The organism is Paenibacillus sp. FSL R7-0210 (assembly GCF_038009085.1).
Lineage (GTDB): Bacteria > Bacillota > Bacilli > Paenibacillales > Paenibacillaceae > Paenibacillus_AQ > Paenibacillus_AQ silagei.
The window spans coordinates 3,271,379-3,296,810 of the sequence record NZ_JBBPAR010000001.1; the positions used below are offsets into that span (position 1 = coordinate 3,271,379).

The window sequence follows — 25,432 nt, forward strand, 5'->3', positions numbered from 1 at the left end:
TGGAGAACCGCTGCTTTCTGTTTTTGTTTAAAAAATGTATTTTCGTATCCCACTTAAACAGCGGAGAGGACGAAACGATTGTGTAAAAGCGATAGCGGTCGCCTTGGTCTCCGGATTTTCACCGCTAAGGGGAATGAAAAAAATTCTTACGACCACAGCGATTGGAACAACGGTTCGTTCACGCAGCGTCCACCCAAGTACTCACGTTGATCCTGCTCAAAAAAAGAGGCTATCTTCCAGCCTATTATGAATCTTCGAAAAACTCCTCCGCCTTCTGCTTATGCTCCTCCTTGACCTGTCCGGCAATAGCCCGGATGCCCGCCGCCATGACGGCAGCATCGTCTGTGAAGCCCAGGCCGATCAGCGCATCGGGAATAGCATCGATCGGGGAAATGAAATACGCCAGCGCTCCAAAAGCAATCCCTTTCGCCCATAGCGGTGTTTTGGCATCCATAGCACAGTAATACATGGCTATCGCTTCTCTGGTGAAGGGGATTTTACCGGCGGCTTTCCTGGTTTTGCTCCAGAAGCTCTTCTTCACAAGCTCCTCATTCTTCTTGTCATACTCAAAGCTCTCCACCAATACTCCTGCCGGCAGCTTACCTGTCTGATTGTCCATCCGTAGTTCCCTCCCGGTGATTAGACTGCCTATATATGGCCTCGCGCCAACCCTTACTATATCTTCACACCATTCCCTTGCGGCTAATCACTGTGGCTTATAATGCTTCACTTAGGAGCCCAGATGCTCCTGGAAGAACAACGCCGTCTGTCTGCGCTGGAATTCGCTCACCTCATGCCCGGAGAACGGATAATCCATAATCTCCTTAGGTGATTCTATCCGGTTATACGCGGCATAGATCGTCTCCGGCATACATACCGTATCCTTCCAGCCTACGGACATCTGAACAGGGACGGTGAAGCGGTGAGCCAGATTGACGATATCGAAAAAGGCCAGATTCTCAAACACACGCTCCAGATGCTCCGGATAGCGCTTCAGGTATTCCGCGATCTCAGTAAGTGAACTGGTGGAATTCAGCACCCCGAAATCCAGCCGGCACAGATTAGGAATATCTGCGGCTACCGCAGCCACGCGGCGGCTGAGCGCTCCCGCCAACAGAGCGATCCCTCCGCCCTGGCTGGCTCCTGTAATCGCAATACGTGCCGGATCAACCCCCGGCAGCTGTGCTGCCGTCTCTATAGCCCGTACGGTATCTATGGCTAACGCCAGATAGTAGGACTGCTCCTTCTCCAGCAGCCCCTGGGTAATCCAGCCTCTGACAATCCCGTGCTCTTGCGGCAGCAGATTGCCGGTCTCTCCAAGCTGACCACGAACATCTACGGCCAGTACTGTGTATCCAAGCAGCAAGAAATCTGCGTAACGCTCGGGATATCCCCGGTCACCGGTGTAACCTGGAAAGGTCACAACACACGGCCGGTCTCCCATGCCGTCCGTATCACCGGCAGGCTGGATATACCAGGCATTGATCGTAGTCTCCCCATAGCTCATATAGCTGACCTTGCTCACCTTCATGCCCGGATAGGGGGTATCTTCAGGGGTGATGCTCACATCCAGCGGCTGCTCTTCATCTTCCGCGAGCAGATCATTCCAGAATTCATCAATCGTCTCCCGGTCCAGTGTAGGCTCTGGACGGCAGTTCTCCAGCTCTTGCTTACGCATCTCTATTGCATTCATCTCAATTCCTCCTGTGTTGCATGCATTCTTAAAACCTTGCATGTCTATGTAAGCGTCATTAATATTATAGATATAAATTCATAGAATTCCAAAGGAGTTGTTTATTATTCGTTACGGAACGTTGGCACACACTGCCGGCTGCCTGCCGCTTAAGGAATTGACCGCCGCTCTTCAGACCTACAATATTGACTTCGTACAGCTCGCCTTATCCAAAGCCATACAGGACATTGACCTCTCCCCCGGCAAGCTTAGTCCTGGACTGGCCTCATACATTGGCGAGCAATTCGACAGGGCCGGCATCCGCATCGGTGTGCTTGGCTGCTACATTAATCCGATTCACCCCGATCCTGCGGTCCGCCGGTCGGAGATTGACCGCTTCAAGGAGCATTTGCGCTACGCCCGCCAGTTCGGCGCACCTATGGTCGCTACGGAGACGGGGGCATTTACGACCTTCCAGGAAATCGACCCTTACCGCTATGAGGAGATCGGCTGGGATGCCCTTAAGGCAACCATCGAGGAGCTGGCAGAGGAGGCGGAGAAATGGGGCGTATTCCTAGGTCTCGAGGGCGTAAGCACTCATACCCTGTCCTCTCCGGCCAAAATGCGGCGTATCCTCGACGAAGTGCCTTCAAGCTCCATCGGAGTCGTATTCGACCCATGCAACCTGATCGGTGAAGAGGTTCATCTCCAGGATGAGATCGTCGATCAATCCTTCAGCCTGTTCGGCGACCGGATCATCCTCGCCCATCTCAAAGGAATCTATGAGGACGGTGGACGCATTCGTCACGGCGCTCCCGGAGCCGGACTGTTCCACACCGCTGAGTTCCTGAACAAGCTTGAGGCGCATAAGCCGATGATCGATGTCTCGCTGGAGGATGTCACCAGCCTGAAGATCCGGGACACTGTGAATCTGCTGCTTAATCTGCGCAAATCGTTATAATCCGGCCATAACCCCATTTCCTCCAAAAGTACCGCTTAGCGGTACTTTTCGCTTTTCACTGAATAAAATAGTATACCTATCGCATTTTTGCAGGGCGATGGTGCAGAAAGGAAGGGATCACAGATGCGGTTCACTTTCCCCATTCTTACCTTAAGCCATGGCGGGGCACAACGCATGCTCGTGGAGCTTACGAACGGTCTTACTGCCCGGGGCCACCAGGTTGTGATTGTCATGCCGCTGGGAGGGGATGTTTCCTATGACGTCCGTTCCACTCTGCTGATTACCGACTACCCGCTGCTCCGCGAATCCGATTTCCCCGTCAGTGATATCATCGTCTCCAATTTCTACACTACGGTTCCGGTCTCACAGGCAGCCAGCCTGAACGGCAAAGGTATGCATATCCGCCTCTCCTTATGCTATGAACCGCTGTTTCTGCCGCAGAACGAGGTATCCTTCCCCTCCTATCATATTACTGATAAGCTGATCGTCCTCTCCAGATGGCAGCAGGAGTTGATTAAGCTGGGGCACGGAATCAGCGGAAGCATTGTGCCGGTAGGGATCAGCTCTTCATTCCGGAATATGAATATCCGCAAGGAGCTTCAGGAGCCGCTGAACATTACAGCGATCCTACGGAAGGTGGAGCACGGCTTCTCCTGGCATCGCGAGCAGGATTACCTGGTGAATCAGCTGGATATCGTGAAGCAGAACTTCCCGTGGGTCAATATCAATTTCATCAGTCCGCCGGATGAATGCTTCACCTCCGATTCACTAAAAAGGATGATGAACAGCGGCAAATACCGCTTCTTCACGCCGCTCAATGACGAGGAGCTATGCTATCACTATAACGGTGCTGATATTTTTGTCAGCTCGAGCATTTTCGACACCGGCTCGTTGCCCGGGCTGGAGGCGATGCGCTGCGGGGCGGCGTTGGTCTCTGTCTATGCGGGAGGAAATCTGGAGTATGCCCGCCATGAGGAGAACTCCTTGTTGTCCTACCGGTATGAGAACCGGCTTGCGGCGGATGTGATGCGGCTCATTCAAGATCCCGCACTCCGGAGCCGGATCGCCGCGCGCGGGGAGACCGATTCAAGATCATGGACCTGGGAGAACAGTGTCAAAATCATGGAACGGACAGCCGCTGCCTTTTTAAAAGGGAACGGTGCGGGAAAATCGCGCTCCAGCCGACCTTTTGCAGAGAATGGGTAGAGGCTCCGGAGAATGCAGAAAAAGGTCCAACTTATGAGGATGGGGTTGAACCTTTTCTGTATTTTCCACTGATCCGCCAGAATACTGCCGGCAAGACTAAGAACCCATGACATCTATACATAGGCACGGCTGCACGTATGGTTTACACTGATTGTATATATACTAGGGTTATCGGAGGCGGGAGCATGAACAGGAATGAGGAGCAGCAAGAGTCCATGGGGTCTCAGTTCAAATATATGGTCAGCGGGGATTCTATCTCCAAGGGCGTTGTGTATGACGAGACCCGAAGCAAATATGTCATTCTGGAGGATAATTATGTATCCATGCTTCAGGGCAAGCTCAAGGGAGCTATGCGCAATACTGCCAGATTCGGCAATACGCTGATGAAGGGCTTCGGTAATCTGAAGCGGGATGTCCTGCAGGAGAAGCCGGATGTGGTGCTGATTGAATACGGCGGCAATGACTGTGACTACCACTGGAGTGAGATTGCGAGCAATCCCGAGGCAGAGCATAGTCCTAAGACGGATTTTCCGGCCTTCGAGCGGATGTTGGCTGATATGATTCATTTCCTGAAGAACCAGGGGATCACGCCAATTCTGATGAGTCTGCCTCCGCTGAATGCGGACAACTACTTCAAGTGGGTCAGCGGCAACAATCCCGATTCCGAAGTGAACATTATGAAGTTCCTCGGCAGCGTCACCAAAATCTACTGGTGGCAGGAGCGTTATAACTCCGCTATCCTCAAGGTCGCCGAGAGCACCAGGACCAAGATTATCGATGTCCGGGGCGCCTTCCTGCAGCAGCCGGATTACACCAAGTTCATCTGCCGGGACGGCATCCACCCCAACCGGGAGGGCCACCGGATTATCTACGACAAGGTGCTGGAATTCATCCGCATGAGTGAACCCCAGCTGCTGCTGGAGCCTGCGGCAATGCCTGGACATCCGTAGACAATAACAAGCGCTCCCCCAGCCTCGGCAGGGGAGCGCTTGTTCTGTGTTCAAGGCTGCTGCAAGGAGACATACTTGTCGCCCAGTAGCTTCTGGAAGTAATTCCGGTTATACAGCATGCTGGGATGGCTGGGGGAATGAAGCAGCGCAGTCTCATTATAGCGGTTGGCCCGCTCATGCTGGCCCAGCCGGTCATAGCAGAGTGCAAGCTGCAGATTCGGAATCCAGGTGGCGAAGGCCTCATTCTTCATCCCCATGGACTCCGCCTGTCCGGGCAGCTGAATAGCAAGCTCAAACCAGTAGATGGCCGGATGAAGCTGCCCCTTCTCCAGATGCCAGGCCCCCAGCCGGCAGCAGCCTTCAGCACGCGGGGCATCATATTGCAGCGTGCGGGTGACCGCAGTGAAGGCCGCTTCCTTGTCCCCCAGCGCTTCCAGGCATTCGGCCAGCCGCAGGCAGGCCTGAATATTATCTTCAATCCAGCCCTGCCCGCCGCTGAGGAACAGCTCGTAATACCGGCAGGCCTCCCGGTGAATTCCATGGTCGCGCAGCTCATTGGCGTAATAATATTGATCGCGCGCAGAGAAGCTCTCGCCTTCCGCTTCCCGTCTGCGGTAGATCTGCAGATTACGGTCCGTGTACGCCTTATCCTTCTCATGGGTAACACATACGGCACTTGCCAGCGCCGGGCCGTACACCTCCAGATATTCATGCACCGGACCGATCCACTTGAACCCGCAAGCCCGGCGGACCAGCCGGTTGCGCCGCAAGGAGGCCGTCACCCTTCCCTCCCCGTCAAAAGCAAGATTGTACTGCATATTCACACTGTCCACCTGTCCCGGCAGCGAAGACTTCAGCTCCTTGAACAGTACCTGATCCTCTTCTTTCAGATAGTCGTCCGCATCCAGCCAGAAGATATAGTCCCGGGTCGCCTTACTGAAGGCGAAATTACGGGCAGCAGAGAAATCGTCAATCCAGGTAAAATCATAAATTGCGGCTCCAAAGGCAGCGGCAATGTCCTTGGTGCGGTCTGCCGATCCCGTATCCACAATAATGATCTCATCGATCAGCCCTTCCACAGAAGCCAGGCAACGGGACAGGCTCTTCTCCTCATTGCGGACAATCATACATAAACTGATCTCAATCATGGCAGCCTCCTGAATACATAATCCACTAGACTATCATGATATGCAGTACAGCAGAGCGGGAACCCTTGCTCTCACCCAAGGGCTGCGGGGCGTTTTTGGAGCTTATACTTTTTTTGCGGACTAAGCCGATGATTTTTGTTATAATAAGCAGCATACTATTCATATACAAGAAGGGGACGTTACCTTTGTCAAAAATCATTAAGACATTAACCATTGCCGGCAGTGACTCCAGCGGAGGCGCAGGCATTCAGGCAGACCTCAAAACCTTTGAGGAATACGGTACTTACGGCCTTAGTGCCTTGACTACCATTGTAACGATGGACCCTGACCGGGGCTGGCATCATAATGTATACCCTGTCGATGCTGCCATCGTTGCCGAACAGCTTAAGACGATCTTCGCCGGCGGTCCTGTGGATGCCATGAAGACCGGTATGCTCGGCAGTGTGGACATTGTTAAGGTTACTGAACAGGCCCTGAAGAGCAACAAGCAGACCAATGTCGTGATCGATCCGGTTATGGTATGCAAAGGCGAGGATGAAGTACTGAACCCGGAGAGTGCAGATGCCATCCGCGATCTGCTGCTGCCGCTGGCTACGGTGGCTACTCCGAATCTGTTCGAAGCCGGAGTGCTCTCGGGTCTCGGCAAGCTGACTACGCTTGATCAGATGAAGGAAGCTGCCCGCCTGATCCATCAGCTCGGCACCCAGAATGTTGTCGTCAAGGGCGGCAAGGCGCTGGGCGGCGACAAGGCGATTGATATCTTCTTCGACGGCAGCGAATACCTCGTCCTGGAGACTGCGAAGATCGAGCCTGCCCATAACCATGGAGCGGGATGCACCTTCGCCGCAGCGATTACCGGCGGACTGGCTAACGGCTTGTCGGTGAAGGATGCTGTGGTGAAGGCGAAGGATTTCGTATCCGCCGCCATCCGCAATGGCTATGCGTTCAATGAGTATGTCGGTCCTGTATTCCATGGGGGCTACCGTCTAGAGCAGTAAGGCGAACGGGTAATCAAGCAAGCTAACAACCAGCAGACAAAAACCTCTCTTCATGATGGCGGTGTAACCAGCCATAGAAGAGAGGTTTTTGTTGTTTTTTCAAAAGGAATTTAGATCCAATTCCTGCTTACTTAACGGGCGGCTCCTCCGCAATATGCTTCACGAACGCCAGCATCTTATCCTTGTCCTTGTCATTCAGGACACCGATAATGATGGATTTCGCATTATAATTGATAGGCAGCTCTGAGATGAACGGAGATTTCAGAATATCTACACCATACAGCTCATTCTTGCCCGTGTCCTCGTTGACTCCCCACTGCATGCGGGTATCGTCAGCGGCAAGCTTCCCGTCCGCTGTGATCGGCTCCAGATTCTGGAATCCGGTCTGTCCGCCGATCCACTTGACGGTGGCCTCATCCAGAATGAGGATATCCGGCCGGTTCGCCGCCAGCTCCACAACTGCCTTTTGCATATAATTCATATCCAGTGAGTCAGAGCCTTCGCCCGTTCTGGGCAGATAAGTCATCACCGTCTCCACCCGTTTCCATTCCGGATAAGCCGCGATGATCGCCTTCTCCAGCTCCTCGGTCTTGCCGCTGGTATCCGTGACTCCGAAGCTGCCGATGAACATAATCTTAGCATCTACTGGCGGCAGAGAAGCTAGATATTGTCTATGCTGATAATTGTCATAGAGGGCCTTCCCGCCAAAAATCACTACCAGCAGCCCGATAATGCCGAGGATCACATGTGTCCGGTATAGCCGCATGAAGGTCTCCCACTTGCTTGCCGTACCGGAGAAGCGTCCATACTTGGCAAGCCGCTCATCTTCAGCCTTCTGGATCTCCTGCTCATCCCAGGTATCAAGAATCAGCTTGTACGCCCGGAAATCCGCTTCGTAGGCTGCTATCTCCTCCTCTGTGGTCAGGGCACGTCTTCGCTTCAGGAGCAGATCGAACCGCTTGTTCAGTTCCTCTCTGGTTACGGTTTCAGGTAATCCTAACTGTACATACGCTTGCTTCAGGTTCTCGTTCACATTGAATTCTCCTTTGATATGGATGATGCCGTAGTTCTATATTAACAGACTTCACCCTGAATTCTCCACTCGCGCTATAGGCGGGCAGCAATGTCCCGGGTCTCCATCAGCAGGAACTCCATTTCGCTGTCCCCGTGCTGATGTACGAAGCTATGCCGGAGGACGAAGCCTGCCTTCTTATACACGCTAACTGCCCTCAGGTTGAAGGCAGCCACCGACAATCTGAATCTCTTCGCGTCATACGTCTGCTCTGCAAACTTCATCCCCGCTTGCAGGAAGGCCAGTCCACGGCCCTGCCCGGTCAGATCCGGTCTTAGCCCCAAGCCGATATCGAGGGAAGTTCCATCCAGGTAGAGTCCGCTCTCTATCCCTTCCCCCACCTGCGCGTTCTGTCCGTAACAGAAGAACCCGATCAACGCTCCGTCCGCCGCAGCTACACTGAAATAAGAGCCGTCCAGCAGCTCCTCGATATCCTCTGCGTCATCAGCCGCATCCAGCATATTGTACAGGGCATATGGCGTCTCGTATCTCCAAATAACAATCTCCCTGGCCGCCTGCTCATCCATTAACCGGATCTGATAACCTCTGCTCTGTTCCAGAATCACTATATCATCCCTCCGCTCTTGTGTTTCCTGAATTCGGTGGGCGTAAGCCCGGCATGCTTCTTGAACTGCTTGGAGAAATAGAACAGATCGCCGAAGCCGAGCTGGTCCGCAATCGCACTGACCGAACCGGAGGTGGTGGTCAGCAGCTCTTTGGCCTTTTCAATCTTTTGCCGGGTAATGTACTGGATGGGGGGCACGCCGATCTGCTGCTTGAACAGGCGCATGAAGTAGTTCGGGTGCATGTATGCAATCTCGGCAAGATCATGAATGGTCATATTCTGCTCGATATTCTCCGCGATATAATCCAGGACAGCCGTCAGCTTCCGGGCCGCCCCGAGATTCTTATAAGACAGCTCATCCAGCTTGAGATTCATCATGTAATAAGACATCAGCTCAAGCAGCTTGCTTCTCGCCAGCAGCGGGGCGTAGACCGCGTCAGATCTGGCACTATCGGTGATCCCCTTGAACGCCGCCTCAACCGCAGCGGGATTCTCAGGAATACAGACATGACTCAGCTCAAGCACACGGAACAGGTTCATCTCCCCGACCTTGGCACTGAAATGACACCAGTATTTGAGAAAAGGACGTTCGCTGATGCAGGCATAGGATTGCCTCACACCCTCCGGCATCAGAATCAGCTCACCCGGCTTCGGATAATACTCCTTATCCCCGATCTTCAGCCAGCCTTCTCCCCCGATTATGTAATAAAACTTGCTGTAATCCGGAGTATAGTCCAGATCCCTCCAGTCCGTAGAGCATTCGTTATAGTCTGCTACGATCAGGTCAACCTTGAGATTGGCCAGGTAGCTGGTAAGCAGAGTGTGGGAGTCCATGGGACAGACCGCCTTAAAGGTTATTTTTGTACATCAAAAAGTTAGTACCGTACATTCTTACCTGTCCTGCCGCCCGGTACAATGAAGGCATTACCTCATACAAAGGGAGATGACTGGCGCATGATGAACACAACTGATTATCTGCAGGTTATTGACGAGACGATTAAGAACGGCCCTTACAAGGCGAATTGGGAGTCGCTAAGCGCTTATGAGGTGCCGCAGTGGTACCGCCAGGCCAAATTCGGGATCTTCATTCACTGGGGGCTGTATTCGGTTCCGGCCTTCAGCAATGAATGGTATTCACGCAATATGTACATTCAGGGCACGAAGGAATATGAGCATCATCTGGCAGTCTACGGGAACCACAAGGAGTTCGGGTACAAGGACTTCATTCCCCTGTTCACAGCGAAGCAGTTCGATCCGGGCGGGTGGGCTGCACTATTCAAGGCCTCCGGCGCCAGATATGTCATTCCCGTGGCGGAACACCATGACGGCTTCCAGATGTATAAAAGCGCTGTCTCTCATTATAACACTTATGACATGGGTCCCGGGCGGGATATTCTCGGCGAGCTGAAGGCGGCCTTCGCAGAGCAGGGGCTGGAGCTGGGCGTCTCCTCCCACCGTGCGGAGCACTGGTTCTTCATGTCCCACGGCAAGGCGTTCGACTCCGATATCCGCGAGCCGCTTGTCCGCGGCGACTTCTACTGGCCGGCTATGCCGGAACCGGATCATCATGATCCGTACGGCTCTCCCCCATCCAGGGAGTATCTGGAGGACTGGCTGATCCGCTGCTGCGAGCTGGTCGATCAGTACCAGCCCAAAATTTTTTACTTCGACTGGTGGATTGAGAATGCGGCCTTCCGGCCCTATCTGCAAAAGTTCGCGGCCTACTACTACAATCGCGCGGCAGAGCGCGGAATGCCGGCAGCTATTAATTATAAGCATGATGCCTTCATGTTCGGCAGTGCGGTCCCCGATGTCGAGCGCGGGCAATTCGCCGAGCTGAAGCCCTTCTTCTGGCAGACAGATACGGCGGCAGCGCGTAATTCCTGGTGTTATACGGAGAATAACGATTACAAATCCGCCGCAGAAATCATCCGCGACCTGGTTGATATCGTCAGCAAGAACGGCAATCTGCTCCTGAACGTGGGGCCCAAGGCCGATGGCAGCTTCGCAGAGGAGGATCAGGCGATTCTGACGGCCATCGGCAGCTGGCTGGGAACAAACGGAGAAGCGATCTATGATACCTCCTTCTGGCGCATATTTGGTGAAGGGCCGACACGTATTGAAGAAGGACAATTTACTGATGGCCAGGCCAAAACGTTCACACCGGAAGACATTCGCTTCACCGTGAAGGGTAGCTGCCTGTATGCAACCGTCCTGGTGTACCCGGAAGATGGTATCGTGCGCATCCAGTCGCTTAGAGAGAAATCCCCCTGCTTCGAGGGAATCCTGAGGGACATTACAGTCCTCGGATTCAGCGAGCAGCCGGCCTGGGAACGGGATACTGAGGCCTTAACGATCCGCACCACTGCGGTCACAAGCGCCTTGCCGGTTGTGTTCAAGCTGGAACTGGCGTGAGCTATCTCTGAAGCCGCTACTCTAGTCCAATCCGTGCAGTCCTCTCCACTCTTCCGGCTGCATGCCGGTAATCCGTTTGAAGACGGCGCAGAAATAGCTGACATTCTCGAAGCCTGCCCGCTGGGCGATTTCATAGATCCGCTGGCCCCGGCTGCTGAACATCAGCTGCTTGCTCCGGTTGATCCGCTGCTTGTTAATATAGGCCACCGGCCGTTCACGGACCGTCCGCTGGAACAGCCGGCACAGATACTGCGGCGAGACTGACGCCACTTCGGCCAGCTCCTTCAGCAGCAGCGGGCGGTGCAGGTGAAGCTCAATATATTGCAGGACCGGCTTCATCCGCGCAAGCTCATTGTCCTCATTCGAGGCCGGAAGCAGGCTGCGCTTCAGATCGAGCAGCAGCGCGTACAGCAGCTTGGAACGCTCCATGTTGTCCTGAAGCTCATTGCCGCAGGAGAGCGTAAGCATCTCCTCAAGCGGAGCAAGGATGGATTCTGCTCTGAGGCGTCCCACCCCGGACTCCCGTATTCCGGCGTAGAGCAGCATCTGGGCTGCTTCTCTTCCATTGAAGGAGATCCAGGCCAGCTCCCATTCGCGGGTAAGCGGCGTATAAGAGTGGGGCACATCCGGGTAGAGACAGAAGATATCGCCCGCCTCGGCAATATAGGATTTCCCCTTGATATTCACTTCACCCTTGCCGCCGAGGACCTGGTGCAGCTGATAATCCGGGAAGCCCGCAGGCCGGGACATCTCCCCCTGATGCTCCCAATACCCGATGGTCATGGGATACAGGGGCAGCAGAAGCATATCTTCCATTTCGCAAAAGATCATCGTACTGTCCATAGCAGCCTCCCTCTAGATGCAATCTGGCATCACTTAGTTTCATATTCTATTATATCTAAACAAAATCATTATATATACCCAGAACATTTCCCATTCTATAATATGAATATAACAATATAAGGAGATGTTAACTTGCGCAACAAACTCTCATATCAGCAGCCTGCCAACGGATATCCCGAATGGAACAATAATCCTGAGATTTTTCAATTGAACCGTATAGATGCCCACGCCTCCATGATGTCCTTCCCGGCAGCAGCCGACGCTCTGCAAGGGGATAAAGCGTCCTCATCCCGTTACCAGACGCTCAACGGAACATGGAAATTCGCATTTGCCGAGACACCGGATGCACGGATCAAGGACTTCTATAAGGCCGGATACGACGCTGCCGGCTGGGCAGATATCGCCGTCCCTTCCCACTGGCAGTTCCAGGGCTATGATTATCCCCAATACACCAATGTACGCTATCCTTGGGAAGTATCCGAGCCGGATCTGAAGCCTCCCTTCGCTCCGACGGTATACAATCCGGTAGGCTCCTATATCCGTTCTTTCAGCGTTCCGCAGGATTGGGACGGACAGCCGGTATTCCTCAGCTTCCAGGGTGTGGAATCCGCCTTCTATGTATGGGTGAACGGCGAACTTGCCGGATACTCCGAGGATACCTTCACACCGTCAGAATTCGATATCACCGCCTACCTGCTTCCCGGCGAGAACAAGCTGGCCGTTGAAGTCTACCGCTGGTGTGATGCAAGCTGGCTGGAAGATCAGGACTTCTGGCGTCTGAGCGGAATTTTCCGCGATGTCTATCTCTACACTGCGCCTCCAGTACGGGTAGCCGACTTCTTCGTCCGCACCGAGCTGGACAAGAGCTTCACCGATGCGGAGCTGCAGGTCGACCTGACTCTGGAGAACTATTATAACCGGGTCATCGGGGCACACACCGTTGAAGTACAGCTCTACGACAGCAAGCAGCAGCCGGTATGGGCAGCGCCGGTGTCAGCCGGATTTGCCTTTGAACAAGAAGGAACTCAGCTGCTTAAGCTGTCCGCAGCCGTGAAGAACCCGCTGAAATGGAGCGCGGAGAAGCCTAACCTCTACACCCTGCTGATTTCGGTGAAGGACGATCAGGGACAGCTGCTGGAAGCGCTCAGCTGCAAGACGGGCTTCCGGACCTTCGAAATCCGGGACGGCCTGATGAAGATTAACGGCAAACGGATTGTATTCAAAGGAACGAACCGCCATGAATTCTCCTGCGATACCGGCCGTGCGCTCTCCAAGGAAGATATGATCACCGACATTAAGCTGATGAAGCTGCACAATATCAATGCCGTGCGGACCTCCCACTATCCGAATCAACCGGTATGGTACGAGCTGTGCGATGAATATGGTCTCTATGTGATTGACGAGACGAACCTGGAGACACATGGCTCCTGGCAATACGGGCAGAAGGAGCTGCATGAGGGGAACGTTCCCGGCAGCCGCCCGGAATGGCGCGCGAACGTCATTGACCGCTGTAACTCCATGATGCAGCGCGACAAGAACCACACGTCCGTCATTATCTGGTCGCTTGGCAACGAATCCTTCGGCGGCGATAACTTCCTGGCCATGTATGACCACTTGAAGCAAGCTGACCCGACCCGTCCGGTGCATTATGAAGGCACTTATCATTACAGACCTTCGGACGCGGCCAGCGATATTGAATCGACGATGTACATCAAGCCGGATGAAGTCGTGGAGTACGCTCTCAGCAATCCGAAGAAGCCGTACATTCTATGTGAATACAGCCATGCCATGGGCAACTCCTGCGGCGGCCTGCATCTGTACACGGAGCTGTTCGACAAATATGACAGCATTCAGGGCGGATTCATCTGGGACTGGGTGGATCAGGCGATCCGTACAACCACTCCTGAAGGCGTGTCTTATCTGGCTTACGGCGGGGATTTCGGAGAGAAGCCGCATGACGGCAACTTCAGCGGCAACGGGCTGCTGTTCGCGGACCGCAGCGTGACGCCTAAGCTCTACGAGGTGAAGAAATGCTATCAGAATATCACCATCACCGCACTGGATCTGAAGAGCGGGAGCTTCGAGGCCCGCAACAACTTCCTGTTCACGGATCTGGCAGACTATCAGCTGAGATGGACGCTGGCTCTGGACGGCGTAGCGGCCCAGGAAGGACAATTGCCGCTCTCCGCAGCGCCTGGCGAAGCGGTCAGCTTCACGGTTCCGCTGGATTCAGCGCTGCTGGAATCTGACAAGGAAGCTGTACTTACGGTGTCGTTTGTTCAGGAGGGCGCAACCGCCTGGTCTGAGGCCGCGCATGAAGTTGCCTGGGAACAGTTCGTGTTAACCCCGTATATTCCGTCCCGTAACCCGGAACTTTCGGGCGGCACCCTGCAAGTGAAGGAACAGGATGGCTTCGTGAACTTCGAAGGCAACGGATTCGCGCTTGCCTTCGAGACAGCAACCGGCGCGCTTGTCTCGCTGAAGTCCTCCGGGAAGGAAGTTCTGCACGCACCGGTCAGACCTAACTTCTGGAGAGCTGTAACCGACAATGATCTGGGCAACAAGCATCCTGAGCGCTGTGCGATCTGGAAGGAAGCGTCCTACGAGCGTCAGCTGGCCCGTTTCAGCTGCCGTGTGGAAGGGGGCCTCGGATTCGTGACCGCTGACTATCTGCTGGGTACGCAGCCGCAGTCCACCCTGCGTGTTCATTACGAGATTCGTACGGATGGTTCGGTCGAGATTGTACAGGAGCTTAACCCGGGCAGCAGCACCCTGCCGGAGATCCCGGAATTCGGGATGGTCTTCGAGCTGGACAGCAGCCTGGACACGATTCTCTGGTATGGCCGCGGGCCGCATGAGAACTATTGGGACCGTAAGGCCGGAGCTCCGCTGGGACTCTACACAGGCAAGGTCAGTGAGCAGTTCACGAATTATCTCCGCCCTCAGGAGTGCGGCAACAAGACCGATGTCCGGTATGCTTCCGTCACCGCAGGAAGCGAAGGACACGGATTATCCGTGGAAGGGGCCGTACCGCTTGAAGTCAATGCGCTGCCTTGGTCTCCGGCAGAGCTTGAAGCCAGCGACCACGGCTACAAGCTGCCAGCTTCTGACAAGACCGTGCTGCGTGTCAATTACAAGCAAATGGGCGTGGGCGGCGATGACAGCTGGGGTGCGCCAACCCATGAACAGTTCACTTTACCTGCCAACCGTCCGTATACCTTCAAGTTCAAGCTCTCCCTGCTATAACTAGCCTTCTCCCTTAAGACAGCTCAGCACAATGTCTGTAATGAACTGAAGATAGCTTTTCATAATTACCCGAAAGGGGTTATGGAAAGCTTCTTCTTTTTTATAGATTCTACCTCCGTAATGTAAGTATTGCACTTCTCTCTAGAGAGCAAGAATAGTCGTAATACCACTTTGCTTGGCGAATCAGCACTTCCTTTGTCACCTGTGCAGGGAGCCGCCGAAGAATAACGAATTACTCATAGAAGACTACTACACTGGAGGGATTGAAATGGAAATTCTGAAAACTAAGGAAGCTGCGGAGCTGCTGTCCGTTAGCCAGACTACGATCAAACGCTGGGCGGCCATGTTCCCCGATTTCTTTCCAAAGGACCGTCTTGGACATTATACCTTCTCGGAGCAGCAAATCAGCCAGCTCAATCATATTAAAGACCGTATTAATCAGGGAGAAGCACTGGAAGGCATAGATCCGGATCTTACGAACGACAAGCTGCCAAGGGGCGCGCTGCATGAGAATCCAAGCCTATATAAAGACGGTGATCCTATGAATAAAATATGGTCCCGGATCGAGTATATTGAACATGCACTGGATCAAAAAGCGAGCGAGATCGTTTCGGTACAGCTGCTCCAGCAGCGTGCAGAGCTTGAGGATATGCGAGTAATGATTAAGGAATTATCCGCATCGCTGGAAACGATGCAGAAGCCCGGCAGTCCATCCCTCTCCCCGCGTGAAGAGCTTTATCCGGTTGCCGCTGGCAGGCTGACGTCTCCACCAAGGAAGCGAGGTCTATTGCGCTCTTTTTTTCCATTCCTGTAACCCTATCTCTTTCAGCATTACAGAGATTACACTAGTGTGAACACTTCGCTAACCCAGCCCCTATATTACCCCGGTGAGGAGATATTGTATGTCAGACACCGCCGCAAGAATCCGGGATGAGATCCTTGGCTCCATGACACAAAGATTCGGGTTGCATGTCACTGAAGCGGTCCAGATCGATCAGGGCTTCCTGAATCTGAAGTGGAGGCTGGACAGTGATCAAGGCCGTCTGTTCGTGAAGCAGTACAGCAAGATCCGTTACCCTGAAGCCCTCACCCTCGGACTGGAGGTCTCCTTAAGCCATCAGGATCATCTGTACCTGGAAGGCCTTCCTGTTCCGAAGCTATTTTCGCATGAGGGAAATTATGTATTGAGAACGCCTTCACAGGAACGTTATGTCCTGATGACCCTGTGTGACGGGCACAGTATTGCCCCCGGATCGGCCACGAAGCAGCAGATGTATTCGCTGGGCAGGGTAGTCGGCCGGATGCACAAGTTACTTAACGCTCAGCCTGCTTCGTTGCCGCTGTACTGGGAAGTCCGCAGTAAGGCGTCTATGGTGAGAAACTGGGAGGCACGCTATCATCAGGCCACCGCCCGGCAGAGCGAGGATACTCTATCGGCGCTTGAGCTTCAGCGGAGGATCATCGACCGGATGGACACTGGCATCTTCGCGGACTGCGAACGGGGCTGGGGGCACCGGGACCTGTTCGTGGATAATATGCTGTTCAGCGCAGATCAGGTGGCGGCGATCCTTGACTTCGACCGGCTGCATTTCGTCTACCCGGAATTCGATATAGCCCGGCCGATCCTCTCCTGCGCGTTATCTGAGGACGGAATCGGGCAGGACCGGGTACGGGCCTTCGTGACGGGCTACCGTGAATATACCCCCTTGCCCGCAAGTACACTCATCCGGTCGCTTAAATTAACCTGGTGGAAGGAAGCCGAATGGATTGCTGTGCCTCAGCAGGATGAATTCCCTCCGCTCGTCCGCTTCCGTCAGGAGAATCATTGGATCGCGGCCAACTGGGACCGCTTGAATGATATTTTTGCCGGGATCTGAGAGATAGTCCTTAGCTCTGATACAGCCAGATGCCCGACACCGTCATTACCGCAGGCAGCGCAGCTTCATCTACCGCGACAGGGTCATACCATCCGCCAACGGCAAGATTAAGCAGCAGATAAAAGGGCTGGTCGAACGGCATCCCCGGCTCAAGCCGCCGCTCGGCGAAGCAGTGCCCGTCCACCAGCCATTTCATGGAGCCTTCCTGCCATTCCAGCGTGTAATCCCGGAATTCTTCAATCGTTCCGCGCTCTAATTCGTAAGTGAACTCTTCAACAATCTTCCGCTCGATGTCTGCACCGTAATGCAGAGTTCCGGCTATCTTCCGGGGCAGACGCCCCTTCGCCTCCAGAATATCGATCTCGCCGGAAGCCGGCCAGGGTCCATACGCCTGATCCTGTGGAAGCAGCCAGATCGCAGGCCAGATTCCCTGCCCGGCCGGAAGCTTGGCGCGCACGGTCAGCCTGCCGTAGCAGAACGCGAAGTGATCTCTTGTATCGATCCGGGCCGAGGTATAAGCGTGGCTCCGCCCCTCCTGCTCTGTGACCTCACGGCGTGCACACAGCCGCAGTCCCTCCTCGCCAACCGACAGATTTCCCGGCCGCCCCGTATAGAATTGCTGCTCTCCATTCCCCCAGCCCGGGAAGATCGCATTCCCGTCATTGTCCAGCAGATCATTGCCCATGCGGATGTTCCATTGCTTCAAATCAGCAGTTCCCCCTTGGAAATCCTGCTCCCATACCAGTCTGTTCATCGTTTGGCCCACTCCCTTCATGTAATCACAGCATACTGAATTTCCGCCCCCAGCGGGAGGAATCCAAAAAATTGGGATAGGGCCAATAATCATGGCCTTTTTTTCCGCCAGCCTTTTTCATACGATGAAGAAGGAAGGGGGTACAGTACATGTTCCACACCCGAACGGGACAAATGAAAGCGCTTCTTAGGCAGTGGCAGCTGCAAAGCATGGTAATCCCGGGCATTCTCTGGATGTTTATCTTTTGTTACATCCCCATGCTCTGGCTGATCATAGCCTTTATGGATTTCAGTATCGCGAAACCAATGCTGGAATCTCCGTTTGTCGGGCTGAAGCATTTCCGCGATTTCCTGACAGATGACCGGTTCTGGCGCTCGATCCGCAACACCCTCGGGATGAGCAGCATCAAGCTCGTTCTCGGTTTTCCCATCCCTATTCTATTCGCCCTGCTGCTGAATGAAATCCGCAGCCTGCGGTTCAAGCGCACGGTGCAGACGATCTCCTACCTGCCGCATTTCATCGCTTGGACGATCTTCGGCGGCATCGCCCTCAACTGGCTGGGCGAAGGCGGTGTCATTAACCAGCTGATGATGGCGCTGGGGCTTCAGGACCGGGATATCCTGTTTAACAGTGAGCCGCAGTACTTCTGGTGGATCACCTTCTTCACCGATACGCTGAAGGAGACCGGCTGGAGCGCGATCATCTACATAGCCGCCATTGCCGGCATTGATCCCGGGCTGTATGAAGCAGCGGAGCTGGACGGCGCGAACCGCTGGCAGCGGATGTGGCATATCACGGTGCAGAGCATCCGCCCCACGATTGCGATTCTGTTCATTCTCGCCGTTAGCGGAATACTCGGCAGCAACTTTGAGCAGATCTTCATGCTGAAGAACAACATGAACATGAAGATGGCGGAGAGTCTGGACCTCTACATCTATAACATGGGGCTGGTCTCCGGGCGCCATTCCTTCTCCACTGCCGTCCTGTTCGCCCGCTCCATTGTAGCGCTGGGACTGCTGCTGTTAGCCAACCAGAGCTCCAAGAGACTTACGGGGGACAGTATTTTTTGAACACAAGAAATTCACTTGGAAAGGAGACCAACGATTCATGGCAAGACATGGAGGATTGCGGCGGATCGGCTTTTTTGAGATCTTCAATACGCTGCTGATGCTGGCCGTCTGCTTCCTGACGCTATACCCGATGTGGTTCGTGCTCGTCAATTCGCTGAATTCACCGGAGCAGGCTTCACTCGGCACCGTCAACTGGTTCCCCTCAGAGCTGTCGCTGGCCAGCTACAGTGTGGCTTTTAACGATAAGACCTTGATGAACGGGTTCTACATCACTACAATGCGGACAGTTATCGGAACGGTGGTGCATGTGCTCTTCACCGCAATCATCGCTTACGGAATCAGCAAGTCCAATCTGATCGGCCGCAAGCTCTATCTCAAAATCTCTCTGATCACCATGCTCTTCTCAGGCGGGCTCATCCCCTCCTTCATTCTCATGACGAAGCTCGGCCTGTATGATAGCTTCTGGGTGTTCATCATCCCGTCCATGTATACTTTCTTTAATATGGTCATCTTCATGAGCTTCTTCCGTACCATTCCTGACAGCCTGGAGGAGTCGGCCAAGGTAGACGGCGCTTCGGATTACGGCGTGCTGTTCCGGATTGTACTGCCCAACAGCATGGCGGTCATTGCGACCATCGCCCTGTTCTCCGCCGTCTATCACTGGAATGATTATTATCAGGGTGTTATCTACATCCATTCCCAGGAGCTGCTGCCATTGCAGACCATGCTGTACAAAATCATCGCCGAGAACTCCATGTCCTTCATGCAGCAGCAGGCTATGGCCCAATTCGGTGCCCGGCTGCCCGGCAACTCGATCAAATTCGCGTCCATGATGGTGGCTACGCTGCCGATCCTGATCTTCTACCCCTTCATTCAGCGTTATCTGGTCAAGGGTGTGATGATCGGCGCGATTAAGGGATAACCGTAGGAAGTCTAACCACACCTAACCCGAAAGGATGATTATGCTGTGAAAAGCAAACCTGTACGCCCCATCCTGGCCGCAATGATGACCGTAACCTTGGCCTTAAGCATAGCCGCCTGCAGCAGCAATTCCGCCACTAAGGAGAATATGCCGACGGCTGCGCCTCAGGCCGAAGCGTCACCGGAACCGCAGACCGAAACCAAGCTGAATGCGGAGGAGCCCGCCTGGAAGCTCGATACCAGTCCGGTGGATCTCACCTGGTTCGTCGGCGCGAACTGGTATGCCCACACCTGGGGTGAGAGTCTAGCCTCCAAGTATGTCACCGAGAAGACGGGCGTGAACGTCAAGCTGGAGGTTCCCTCAGGGGAAGCGAATGAGCAGGTTACGCTGATGATGACCTCTGGCAAGCTGCCGGACCTGATCAGCATGGGCTCCTGGGAGACCGCTGTCAAAAAGCTGTGGGAAGGTGATCATGTCTATGCGCTCAATGAACTGGCCGACAAGTATGATCCCTACTTCTTCAAGGTCGCCGGTGACGGCACGCTGAAGTGGTACCGGCAGGAGAACGGCAACACCTACGGAGTGCCCAATGATTCCTACAGCCCTAACCTGATGCACGAGACCGGCATGACGGCGGCCAACCAGACCTTCCTGGTCCGCAAGGATCTGTACGAGGAGATGGGCAAGCCGGACCTCAGTACTCCAGAGGGCTTCCTGGGTGCGCTGCAACTGCTGAAGGATAAGTACCCCGAGTATAAGGGGCAGCCGATCAGCCCCTTTTTCGCCCAGGGGAATGTGCCTTACGGGATGACGGAATACCTCCAGAATCTGCTGGCGGTTCCGCATGAGAAGGATGGCAAAGTGTATGACCGTATTACCGATCCTGATTACATCGCCTGGCTCAAAACCTTCCGCACAGCGTACGAGCGCGGACTGATTAACGTCGATTTCCTGGTGGATTCAGATACCCAGGTGGAAGAGAAAACGAACAACGCCCGCTACTTCATGATGATCCGCGAATGGACCGGCATGTCAGCGGTCAATCCGATGCTTGCTGCCGGGGCTAACCCGGACTCCTACTACATCGCGGTTGACGGCCCGCAGAATAACAAGGGCGAGAGCGCCAAGCTGTTCCCCGGCAACATGGACGGCTGGATGGTGACCATGATCAGCAAATCCACGAAGAACCCGGAGCGGGCGATCCGCTTCCTGACCTACCTCTCCAGCGAGGAGGGCCAGCGCGACCTGTTCCTCGGCAAGGAGGGCGAAACCTGGGATCCGGTGGGCGGCAAGCCGCAGCTTAAGGCCGAGTTCGCCGACATGCTGGGCAGCAATATCGAGAAGCTGGAGAAGGAATATGGCATTCTGGACACCTACTGGATGATGCGTAACCCGGTCATCGTCAACCAGTGGAGACCGGAGAAAGCCCCGGTCATCAAGCAGATGGAGGACTTCGCGAATGCGCAGGCCGATATTGACAGCGGGATCTACAAAGGCCTGGACCCGCTCGGCGATTCTGATGTGGCGGTCGCCTGGTCGCGGATCTCCCAGAACTGGGAAGAGGTGCTGCCGGAGCTGATTACGGCCAAGGATGAGGCGGCTTTTGACAAGGTGTTCGAGAGCTTCCGCTCCCGCCGCGACGGCTACGGGTTCGCGCAGGTGATGGAATACCGCCAGACCGAGCTGGATGCGCGGAAGGCCAAGATGGCGGAATAACCCGCCAAAGTAATGGAGCTGTACCGGCGGCCGTGAGGGCTGCCGGTATTTCCTGCATCAGGGAGATTCTGCTTAGGGCTGCATTGCCTTATTCCCTACCAGCCTATTTGTAATCTATACTATATTACAGGGACGGGAGGGGTTACCGATGAAGAGGCTGCTGATCACAATACGAAGACTATACCGCAATGCCCCGATCTCGCAGAAGCTGTTCCTGGCCTTCAGCCTGATGATTGCCGTTCCCGCTGTTGTGGTTTCCTTCCTGTTCATCCGCAACCAGGAGAGCCAGCTGTTCAAGCAGGCCATGGCCGAAGGCAGCAATCATGTGGCCCGGCTGAACGAACGGCTGCGCAGCCGGCTTGAACTTCTTGAGAACGCTTCCGCGACCGCCCTGACCCAGAAAGGATTCGTGGATTTCATCCACTCCAATATGCGCGCAGACGGCCTTAGGCTTGTGAGGTTCAAGCAGAACCAGTACGAACAGATGCATAACATCATTCAGAGTCATGAGATGATCAGCAGTCTGAGCTTCTATGTCGATAACCCTGAGGTCTATGAGATCTGGCCGGAAATCTATCATTACTCCAAGTTCTGGCCGCAGGACTACTGGATGACGCTGCGGGATGAGGGCGGCGCGGCGTTCCGGCTGTCTGCCTTCAAGGATGGCGCGGATACGCTGTCTTATTACAGGCTGGTGCGGCTTCAGGGCCAGCAGCAGAAGCTGCCCACCATTATGGAGGTCCGTGCGAAGCACAACGTGCTGTTCAATGACCTGCTGGAAGACAGCGGGCGCGACTTCTTCACGGTAATCATGGACGGCGCGGATGCTTCCCGCAATGTGTATCTTTCGGGGCATGAGCTGCCGCAGAAAGCCGGAGCGAAGCTGGACGATATCCTTAGCCGGGTTCATGCACAATTGGACGTACTGGAGCAGAAGAGTCCCGTTACCGTCCAGTCCGGGGATCAGTCCTACTATGCGCTGTACCGTTACATCGCTCCCCTCAACGCCTATGTGGTAGACATCGCTTCCCGCCATGAGCTGACAAAAGGTCCGCGCGACGGATACCTGCTGGTCATCGCGATCACCTCCTCCGTCCTGCTGCTGATGCTGCTGCTGGTATCGAGGATGACCCGGCGCATCTTCCGCCGGCTGGAGAAGGTGCTGGGCTCGATGCGCAAGGTGCGCAGGGGCCAGCTGGATGCCAAGATTGATACCGGCCTTGGCGCGAACGAAACCGGTGACGAAATTGACTATGTCGCCGTCAGCTACAATAGTATGCTGGACGAAATCCAGCAGCTGATGACACAGGTAGTAGATAAGCAGCTTATTGCCAAGAACGCGCAGCTCCACTCTCTCCATTCGCAGATCAACTCCCACTTTCTGTACAATGCGCTGGAATCTATCAGAATGCGCGCAGAGGTGGAACGGCAGCCTGCCATTGCAGGCGCACTGGTCTCGCTGGGCTCCCTGCTGCGGTACAGTATGCAGTGGCGCAGCGATACGGTCGCGCTCAGCGAGGAGCTGGCCAACATCCGCAGCTATATCCGGTTCATCAACTTCATGGAAGGCGGGAGCATTGAGCTCGCGGCAGATCTTCCGCCGGAGGTGCAGCGCTACCGCATCCCCAAGATGTGCATGCAGCCCATTGTCGAGAACGCCGTACACCATGCGGCCCCTTCCGGCGGCAGTATTCAGATCACCATTTCGGTACGGGTAGAGAATGACAGTCTGCTGCTGATCGAGATCCGCGATGACGGCGCCGGGGTAGCTCCCCGGATGCTGGACAGCCTGCAGTCTGTGCTGCGGGGCGATTCTGACACCCCGATTATCAGCAGCAGCAGTAGCGGGCTGGGGCTGGACAATGTACATAAGCGCCTGCAGCTCCATTACGGCATGGATTGCGGCCTGTGGATCAGCAGCGTTCAAGGGGAATATACCTGTGTAACCCTGAGGCTGCCCTGGGAAAATGAGAATCTTGGAGGTTGGTAGGCATGATCAATATTCTGGTGGTGGACGATCAAAAGCATATCCGTGACGGGCTGCAGGCGATGCTCTGCCAGTTCCCGCAACAGCCGGGGCATATGTACAGCGCCGCTAACGGGCTTGAAGCCCTGGAGCTTCTCCGGGCGCACAGCATCCAGCTCGTCATTACCGATATCCGCATGCCGGATATGGACGGCCTTGCGCTTATGGCGCAAAGCCGGCTGGAAGGCCTGAAGGCGGATTATCTGATCATTAGCGGATACAGCGATTTCGCCTATGCCCAGAAGGCCATTGAGCTCGGGGCCAAAGGGTACCTGCTCAAGCCTGTGAAGCGTGAAGACCTGCAGGTCTCGGTGGAGCATGTCTGGCAGGAGATCGAGACGCGCAGATTGCTCACCAGCAATATTGAGCGGCTCTCGCAGCGCGCCCGGGAGACGGACCGCAAGGAGCTGCGGATGTATATGCAAGGTGCGGCGGGCGATGAAGCGTGGATTGCCGCGACTGAGCAGCAGAACCCGGGGCTGTGGCGCAGCTACCGCCTCTGCCACCTGCGCGAGGAGCGCTGGATTAACCAGCCGGGGGCCAGCAGCAGTCACAGCATCGAAGCCGTGGCCTACCGTGTGTACGGCAGACAGGGCTGCATCTGTCTCCAGCACCGCCCTCACCTGGTCCTGGCCGTGGATGCAGCCATAGATCCGGGAGCCTTGCCTGCTGCGCTCAGCGAAGAGCAGATCGGGGCCGTCACGGCCATGACTGATCCGCACCAAGGATTAAGCACTCTGCCGGGCAGTTATACACAGGTGCTTGATCTGTACCGCCACAGCTTTCTTTTCCCGGATACGCGCTGCCTTCTGCCTCAACACATCGCGCGGCTGGAGCAGCACTGGGAGCTTCCCTATGAGGAGCTGTACGCCCTCTTCCAGTTAACCGGCACAAGTAACAGCGGCAGAATCACCCAAGGGATCTCCAGCCTCTTCCACAAGGAGGTGCTTCAGCGCTATCACATCCGTTACACCCAGCAGCTATGCCGCGCCGTTGTCCGGATGATGGAGGATTATGAGCGTGTCATCCGTCCTTATCTGGGTGAAGAAGCGCTGGATCTGGAGTGTCTACGCAATCTGTTCGACTATCCCGGCATCCGCGAATATATCCAGGCCTTACAGCAGCAGCTCCTGCGGCTCGACCAGTTCTACTATGAATACAAGTGCAGCTACCGCAGCTCACAGGATCTGAATGAGGCCATCCGCTTCATCCACGAGAATTACCACAAGCCGCTGGATCTCGCGATGGTGTCCAATCATGTCTCGCTGAATTACGCCTACTTCTCCAACCAGTTCAAGAAGAATATCGGCAAGGGCTTCGCCGAATACCTGCGTGATGTGCGTCTGGGCAAAGCGCGGCGTCTGCTGGCCGAGACCGATCACAAGATCATTGAGATTGCCGCCATGGTTGGCTACGAGAGCTACAAAAGCTTCACCCGCGCCTTCCGCGAAGCCATGGACATGCAGCCGACCGAATACCGTCTGCTGATCCGCCGGAAGCCTGCCATTGAAGAGGATTACCGGGACACGGTGCTGTGAAAAAAGCTGATCCCCAGTGGGCCCGCGCGGGTAGCGCGAGCTCACTGTATGCTGTTTTTCGCATACATCAGGCTCACGCGCCTTCAGCGAGCCCATTGTATGCTGTTTTTCGCATTCATTTGGCCCACGCGCCTTCAGCGAGCCCATTGTATGCTGTTTTTCGCATACATCTGGCTCACGCGCCTTCAGCGAGCCCATTGTATGCTGTTTTCCGCATACATCTGGCTCACGCGCCTTCAGCGAGCCCAATGTGTTCGGTTTTCCGCATACATTCGCCCCACGCGCCTTCAGCGAGCCCATTGTATGCTGTTTTCCGCATACATTTGGCCCACGCGCCTTCAGCGAGCCCATTGTATGCTGTTTTTCGCATACATCTGGCCCACGCGCCTTCAGCGAGCCCATTGTATGCTGTTTTCCGCATACATTCGCCCCACGCGCCTTCAGCGAGCCCAT

The 25,432-nt window shown here is 54.9% G+C and carries 21 protein-coding genes; 13 read left to right on the forward strand and 8 right to left on the reverse strand.

Annotation, left to right across the window (positions count from 1 at the left end):
* Positions 1-244 precede the first annotated feature (244 nt).
* Both MKY64_RS14360 and MKY64_RS14365 read right to left on the reverse strand, forming a co-directional pair.
* The gene (locus MKY64_RS14360; protein WP_051493493.1) at positions 245-619 is read right to left on the reverse strand and encodes a YkvA family protein; all 375 of its coding nucleotides are present in this window, start codon (positions 617-619) and stop codon (positions 245-247) included.
* A 111-nt stretch (positions 620-730) separates the two neighbouring features.
* Positions 731-1,693 carry an acetylxylan esterase gene (locus tag MKY64_RS14365; protein ID WP_209875608.1) on the reverse strand — a complete coding sequence of 321 codons (963 nt, stop codon included), beginning with the start codon at positions 1,691-1,693 and terminating at the stop codon, positions 731-733.
* Positions 1,694-1,790: 97 nt separating this feature from the next.
* Here MKY64_RS14365 and MKY64_RS14370 point away from each other — a divergent pair, with 97 nt between their 5' ends.
* From MKY64_RS14370 to MKY64_RS14380, 3 genes are all read left to right on the forward strand, one after another.
* On the forward strand, positions 1,791-2,633 hold the full coding sequence (locus tag MKY64_RS14370; protein WP_340953687.1) for a sugar phosphate isomerase/epimerase family protein: 843 nt from the start codon (positions 1,791-1,793) through the stop codon (positions 2,631-2,633).
* 123 nt (positions 2,634-2,756) lie between these two features.
* Entirely contained in the window at positions 2,757-3,839 is a 1,083-nt protein-coding gene (locus tag MKY64_RS14375; protein ID WP_340953689.1) for a glycosyltransferase family 4 protein, read from the forward strand.
* A 185-nt stretch (positions 3,840-4,024) separates the two neighbouring features.
* Positions 4,025-4,789 (forward strand): SGNH/GDSL hydrolase family protein, encoded by a 765-nt coding sequence (locus MKY64_RS14380; RefSeq protein ID WP_340953692.1) that lies wholly within the window; start codon positions 4,025-4,027, stop codon positions 4,787-4,789.
* A gap of 50 nt (positions 4,790-4,839) precedes the next feature.
* On the opposite strand, the gene MKY64_RS14385 is transcribed toward MKY64_RS14380, so the two are convergent.
* Complete coding sequence (locus MKY64_RS14385) at positions 4,840-5,937, reverse strand: glycosyltransferase family 2 protein (protein WP_340953694.1); 1,098 nt, start codon at positions 5,935-5,937, stop codon at positions 4,840-4,842.
* A gap of 185 nt (positions 5,938-6,122) precedes the next feature.
* Here MKY64_RS14385 and thiD point away from each other — a divergent pair, with 185 nt between their 5' ends.
* Positions 6,123-6,935, forward strand: a complete 813-nt coding sequence (gene thiD, locus MKY64_RS14390) for a bifunctional hydroxymethylpyrimidine kinase/phosphomethylpyrimidine kinase (RefSeq protein WP_036729773.1) — start codon at positions 6,123-6,125, stop codon at positions 6,933-6,935.
* A 127-nt stretch (positions 6,936-7,062) separates the two neighbouring features.
* Here thiD and MKY64_RS14395 read toward each other — a convergent pair whose 3' ends face one another.
* The 3 genes from MKY64_RS14395 to MKY64_RS14405 all read right to left on the reverse strand — a co-directional run bounded on the left by MKY64_RS14395 (position 7,063) and on the right by MKY64_RS14405 (position 9,406).
* The gene (locus MKY64_RS14395; protein WP_209875639.1) at positions 7,063-7,968 is read right to left on the reverse strand and encodes a hypothetical protein; all 906 of its coding nucleotides are present in this window, start codon (positions 7,966-7,968) and stop codon (positions 7,063-7,065) included.
* Between the two features lie 74 nt (positions 7,969-8,042).
* Positions 8,043-8,573, reverse strand: a complete 531-nt coding sequence (locus MKY64_RS14400; RefSeq protein ID WP_340953695.1) for a GNAT family N-acetyltransferase — start codon at positions 8,571-8,573, stop codon at positions 8,043-8,045.
* Positions 8,573-9,406 carry an AraC family transcriptional regulator gene (locus MKY64_RS14405; protein WP_076073962.1) on the reverse strand — a complete coding sequence of 278 codons (834 nt, stop codon included), beginning with the start codon at positions 9,404-9,406 and terminating at the stop codon, positions 8,573-8,575. Before MKY64_RS14405 ends, MKY64_RS14400 begins: the two co-directional genes overlap by 1 nt.
* Positions 9,407-9,526: 120 nt before the next feature.
* On the opposite strand from MKY64_RS14405, the gene MKY64_RS14410 reads away from it, so the two are divergent.
* Positions 9,527-10,987 (forward strand): alpha-L-fucosidase, encoded by a 1,461-nt coding sequence (locus tag MKY64_RS14410; RefSeq protein WP_340953696.1) that lies wholly within the window; start codon positions 9,527-9,529, stop codon positions 10,985-10,987.
* A gap of 21 nt (positions 10,988-11,008) precedes the next feature.
* Here the strand turns inward: MKY64_RS14410 and MKY64_RS14415 are convergent, their stop codons facing one another.
* Entirely contained in the window at positions 11,009-11,830 is an 822-nt protein-coding gene (locus MKY64_RS14415; RefSeq protein ID WP_340953699.1) for an AraC family transcriptional regulator, read from the reverse strand.
* A 132-nt stretch (positions 11,831-11,962) separates the two neighbouring features.
* On the opposite strand from MKY64_RS14415, the gene MKY64_RS14420 reads away from it, so the two are divergent.
* From MKY64_RS14420 to MKY64_RS14430, 3 genes are all read left to right on the forward strand, one after another.
* Entirely contained in the window at positions 11,963-15,076 is a 3,114-nt protein-coding gene (locus tag MKY64_RS14420; RefSeq protein WP_340953700.1) for a glycoside hydrolase family 2 TIM barrel-domain containing protein, read from the forward strand.
* A 268-nt stretch (positions 15,077-15,344) separates the two neighbouring features.
* Positions 15,345-15,890 (forward strand): MerR family transcriptional regulator, encoded by a 546-nt coding sequence (locus MKY64_RS14425; protein WP_340953702.1) that lies wholly within the window; start codon positions 15,345-15,347, stop codon positions 15,888-15,890.
* A gap of 88 nt (positions 15,891-15,978) precedes the next feature.
* On the forward strand, positions 15,979-16,953 hold the full coding sequence (locus MKY64_RS14430; protein WP_340953704.1) for a phosphotransferase: 975 nt from the start codon (positions 15,979-15,981) through the stop codon (positions 16,951-16,953).
* 10 nt (positions 16,954-16,963) lie between these two features.
* Here the strand turns inward: MKY64_RS14430 and MKY64_RS14435 are convergent, their stop codons facing one another.
* Entirely contained in the window at positions 16,964-17,707 is a 744-nt protein-coding gene (locus MKY64_RS14435; protein WP_340953707.1) for a glycoside hydrolase family 16 protein, read from the reverse strand.
* 149 nt (positions 17,708-17,856) lie between these two features.
* Between MKY64_RS14435 and MKY64_RS14440 the strand changes: the two genes are divergently transcribed.
* From MKY64_RS14440 to MKY64_RS14460, 5 genes are all read left to right on the forward strand, one after another.
* Positions 17,857-18,777 carry an ABC transporter permease gene (locus MKY64_RS14440; protein ID WP_340953710.1) on the forward strand — a complete coding sequence of 307 codons (921 nt, stop codon included), beginning with the start codon at positions 17,857-17,859 and terminating at the stop codon, positions 18,775-18,777.
* A gap of 37 nt (positions 18,778-18,814) precedes the next feature.
* Positions 18,815-19,699 (forward strand): carbohydrate ABC transporter permease, encoded by an 885-nt coding sequence (locus MKY64_RS14445; RefSeq protein WP_340953712.1) that lies wholly within the window; start codon positions 18,815-18,817, stop codon positions 19,697-19,699.
* 45 nt (positions 19,700-19,744) lie between these two features.
* Positions 19,745-21,415, forward strand: coding sequence for an extracellular solute-binding protein (locus MKY64_RS14450; protein ID WP_340953715.1), 1,671 nt, complete (start codon positions 19,745-19,747; stop codon positions 21,413-21,415).
* A gap of 148 nt (positions 21,416-21,563) precedes the next feature.
* Positions 21,564-23,405 (forward strand): sensor histidine kinase, encoded by a 1,842-nt coding sequence (locus MKY64_RS14455; RefSeq protein WP_340953718.1) that lies wholly within the window; start codon positions 21,564-21,566, stop codon positions 23,403-23,405.
* 2 nt (positions 23,406-23,407) lie between these two features.
* Positions 23,408-24,979, forward strand: coding sequence for a response regulator (locus tag MKY64_RS14460; protein ID WP_340953721.1), 1,572 nt, complete (start codon positions 23,408-23,410; stop codon positions 24,977-24,979).
* Positions 24,980-25,432 lie beyond the last annotated feature (453 nt).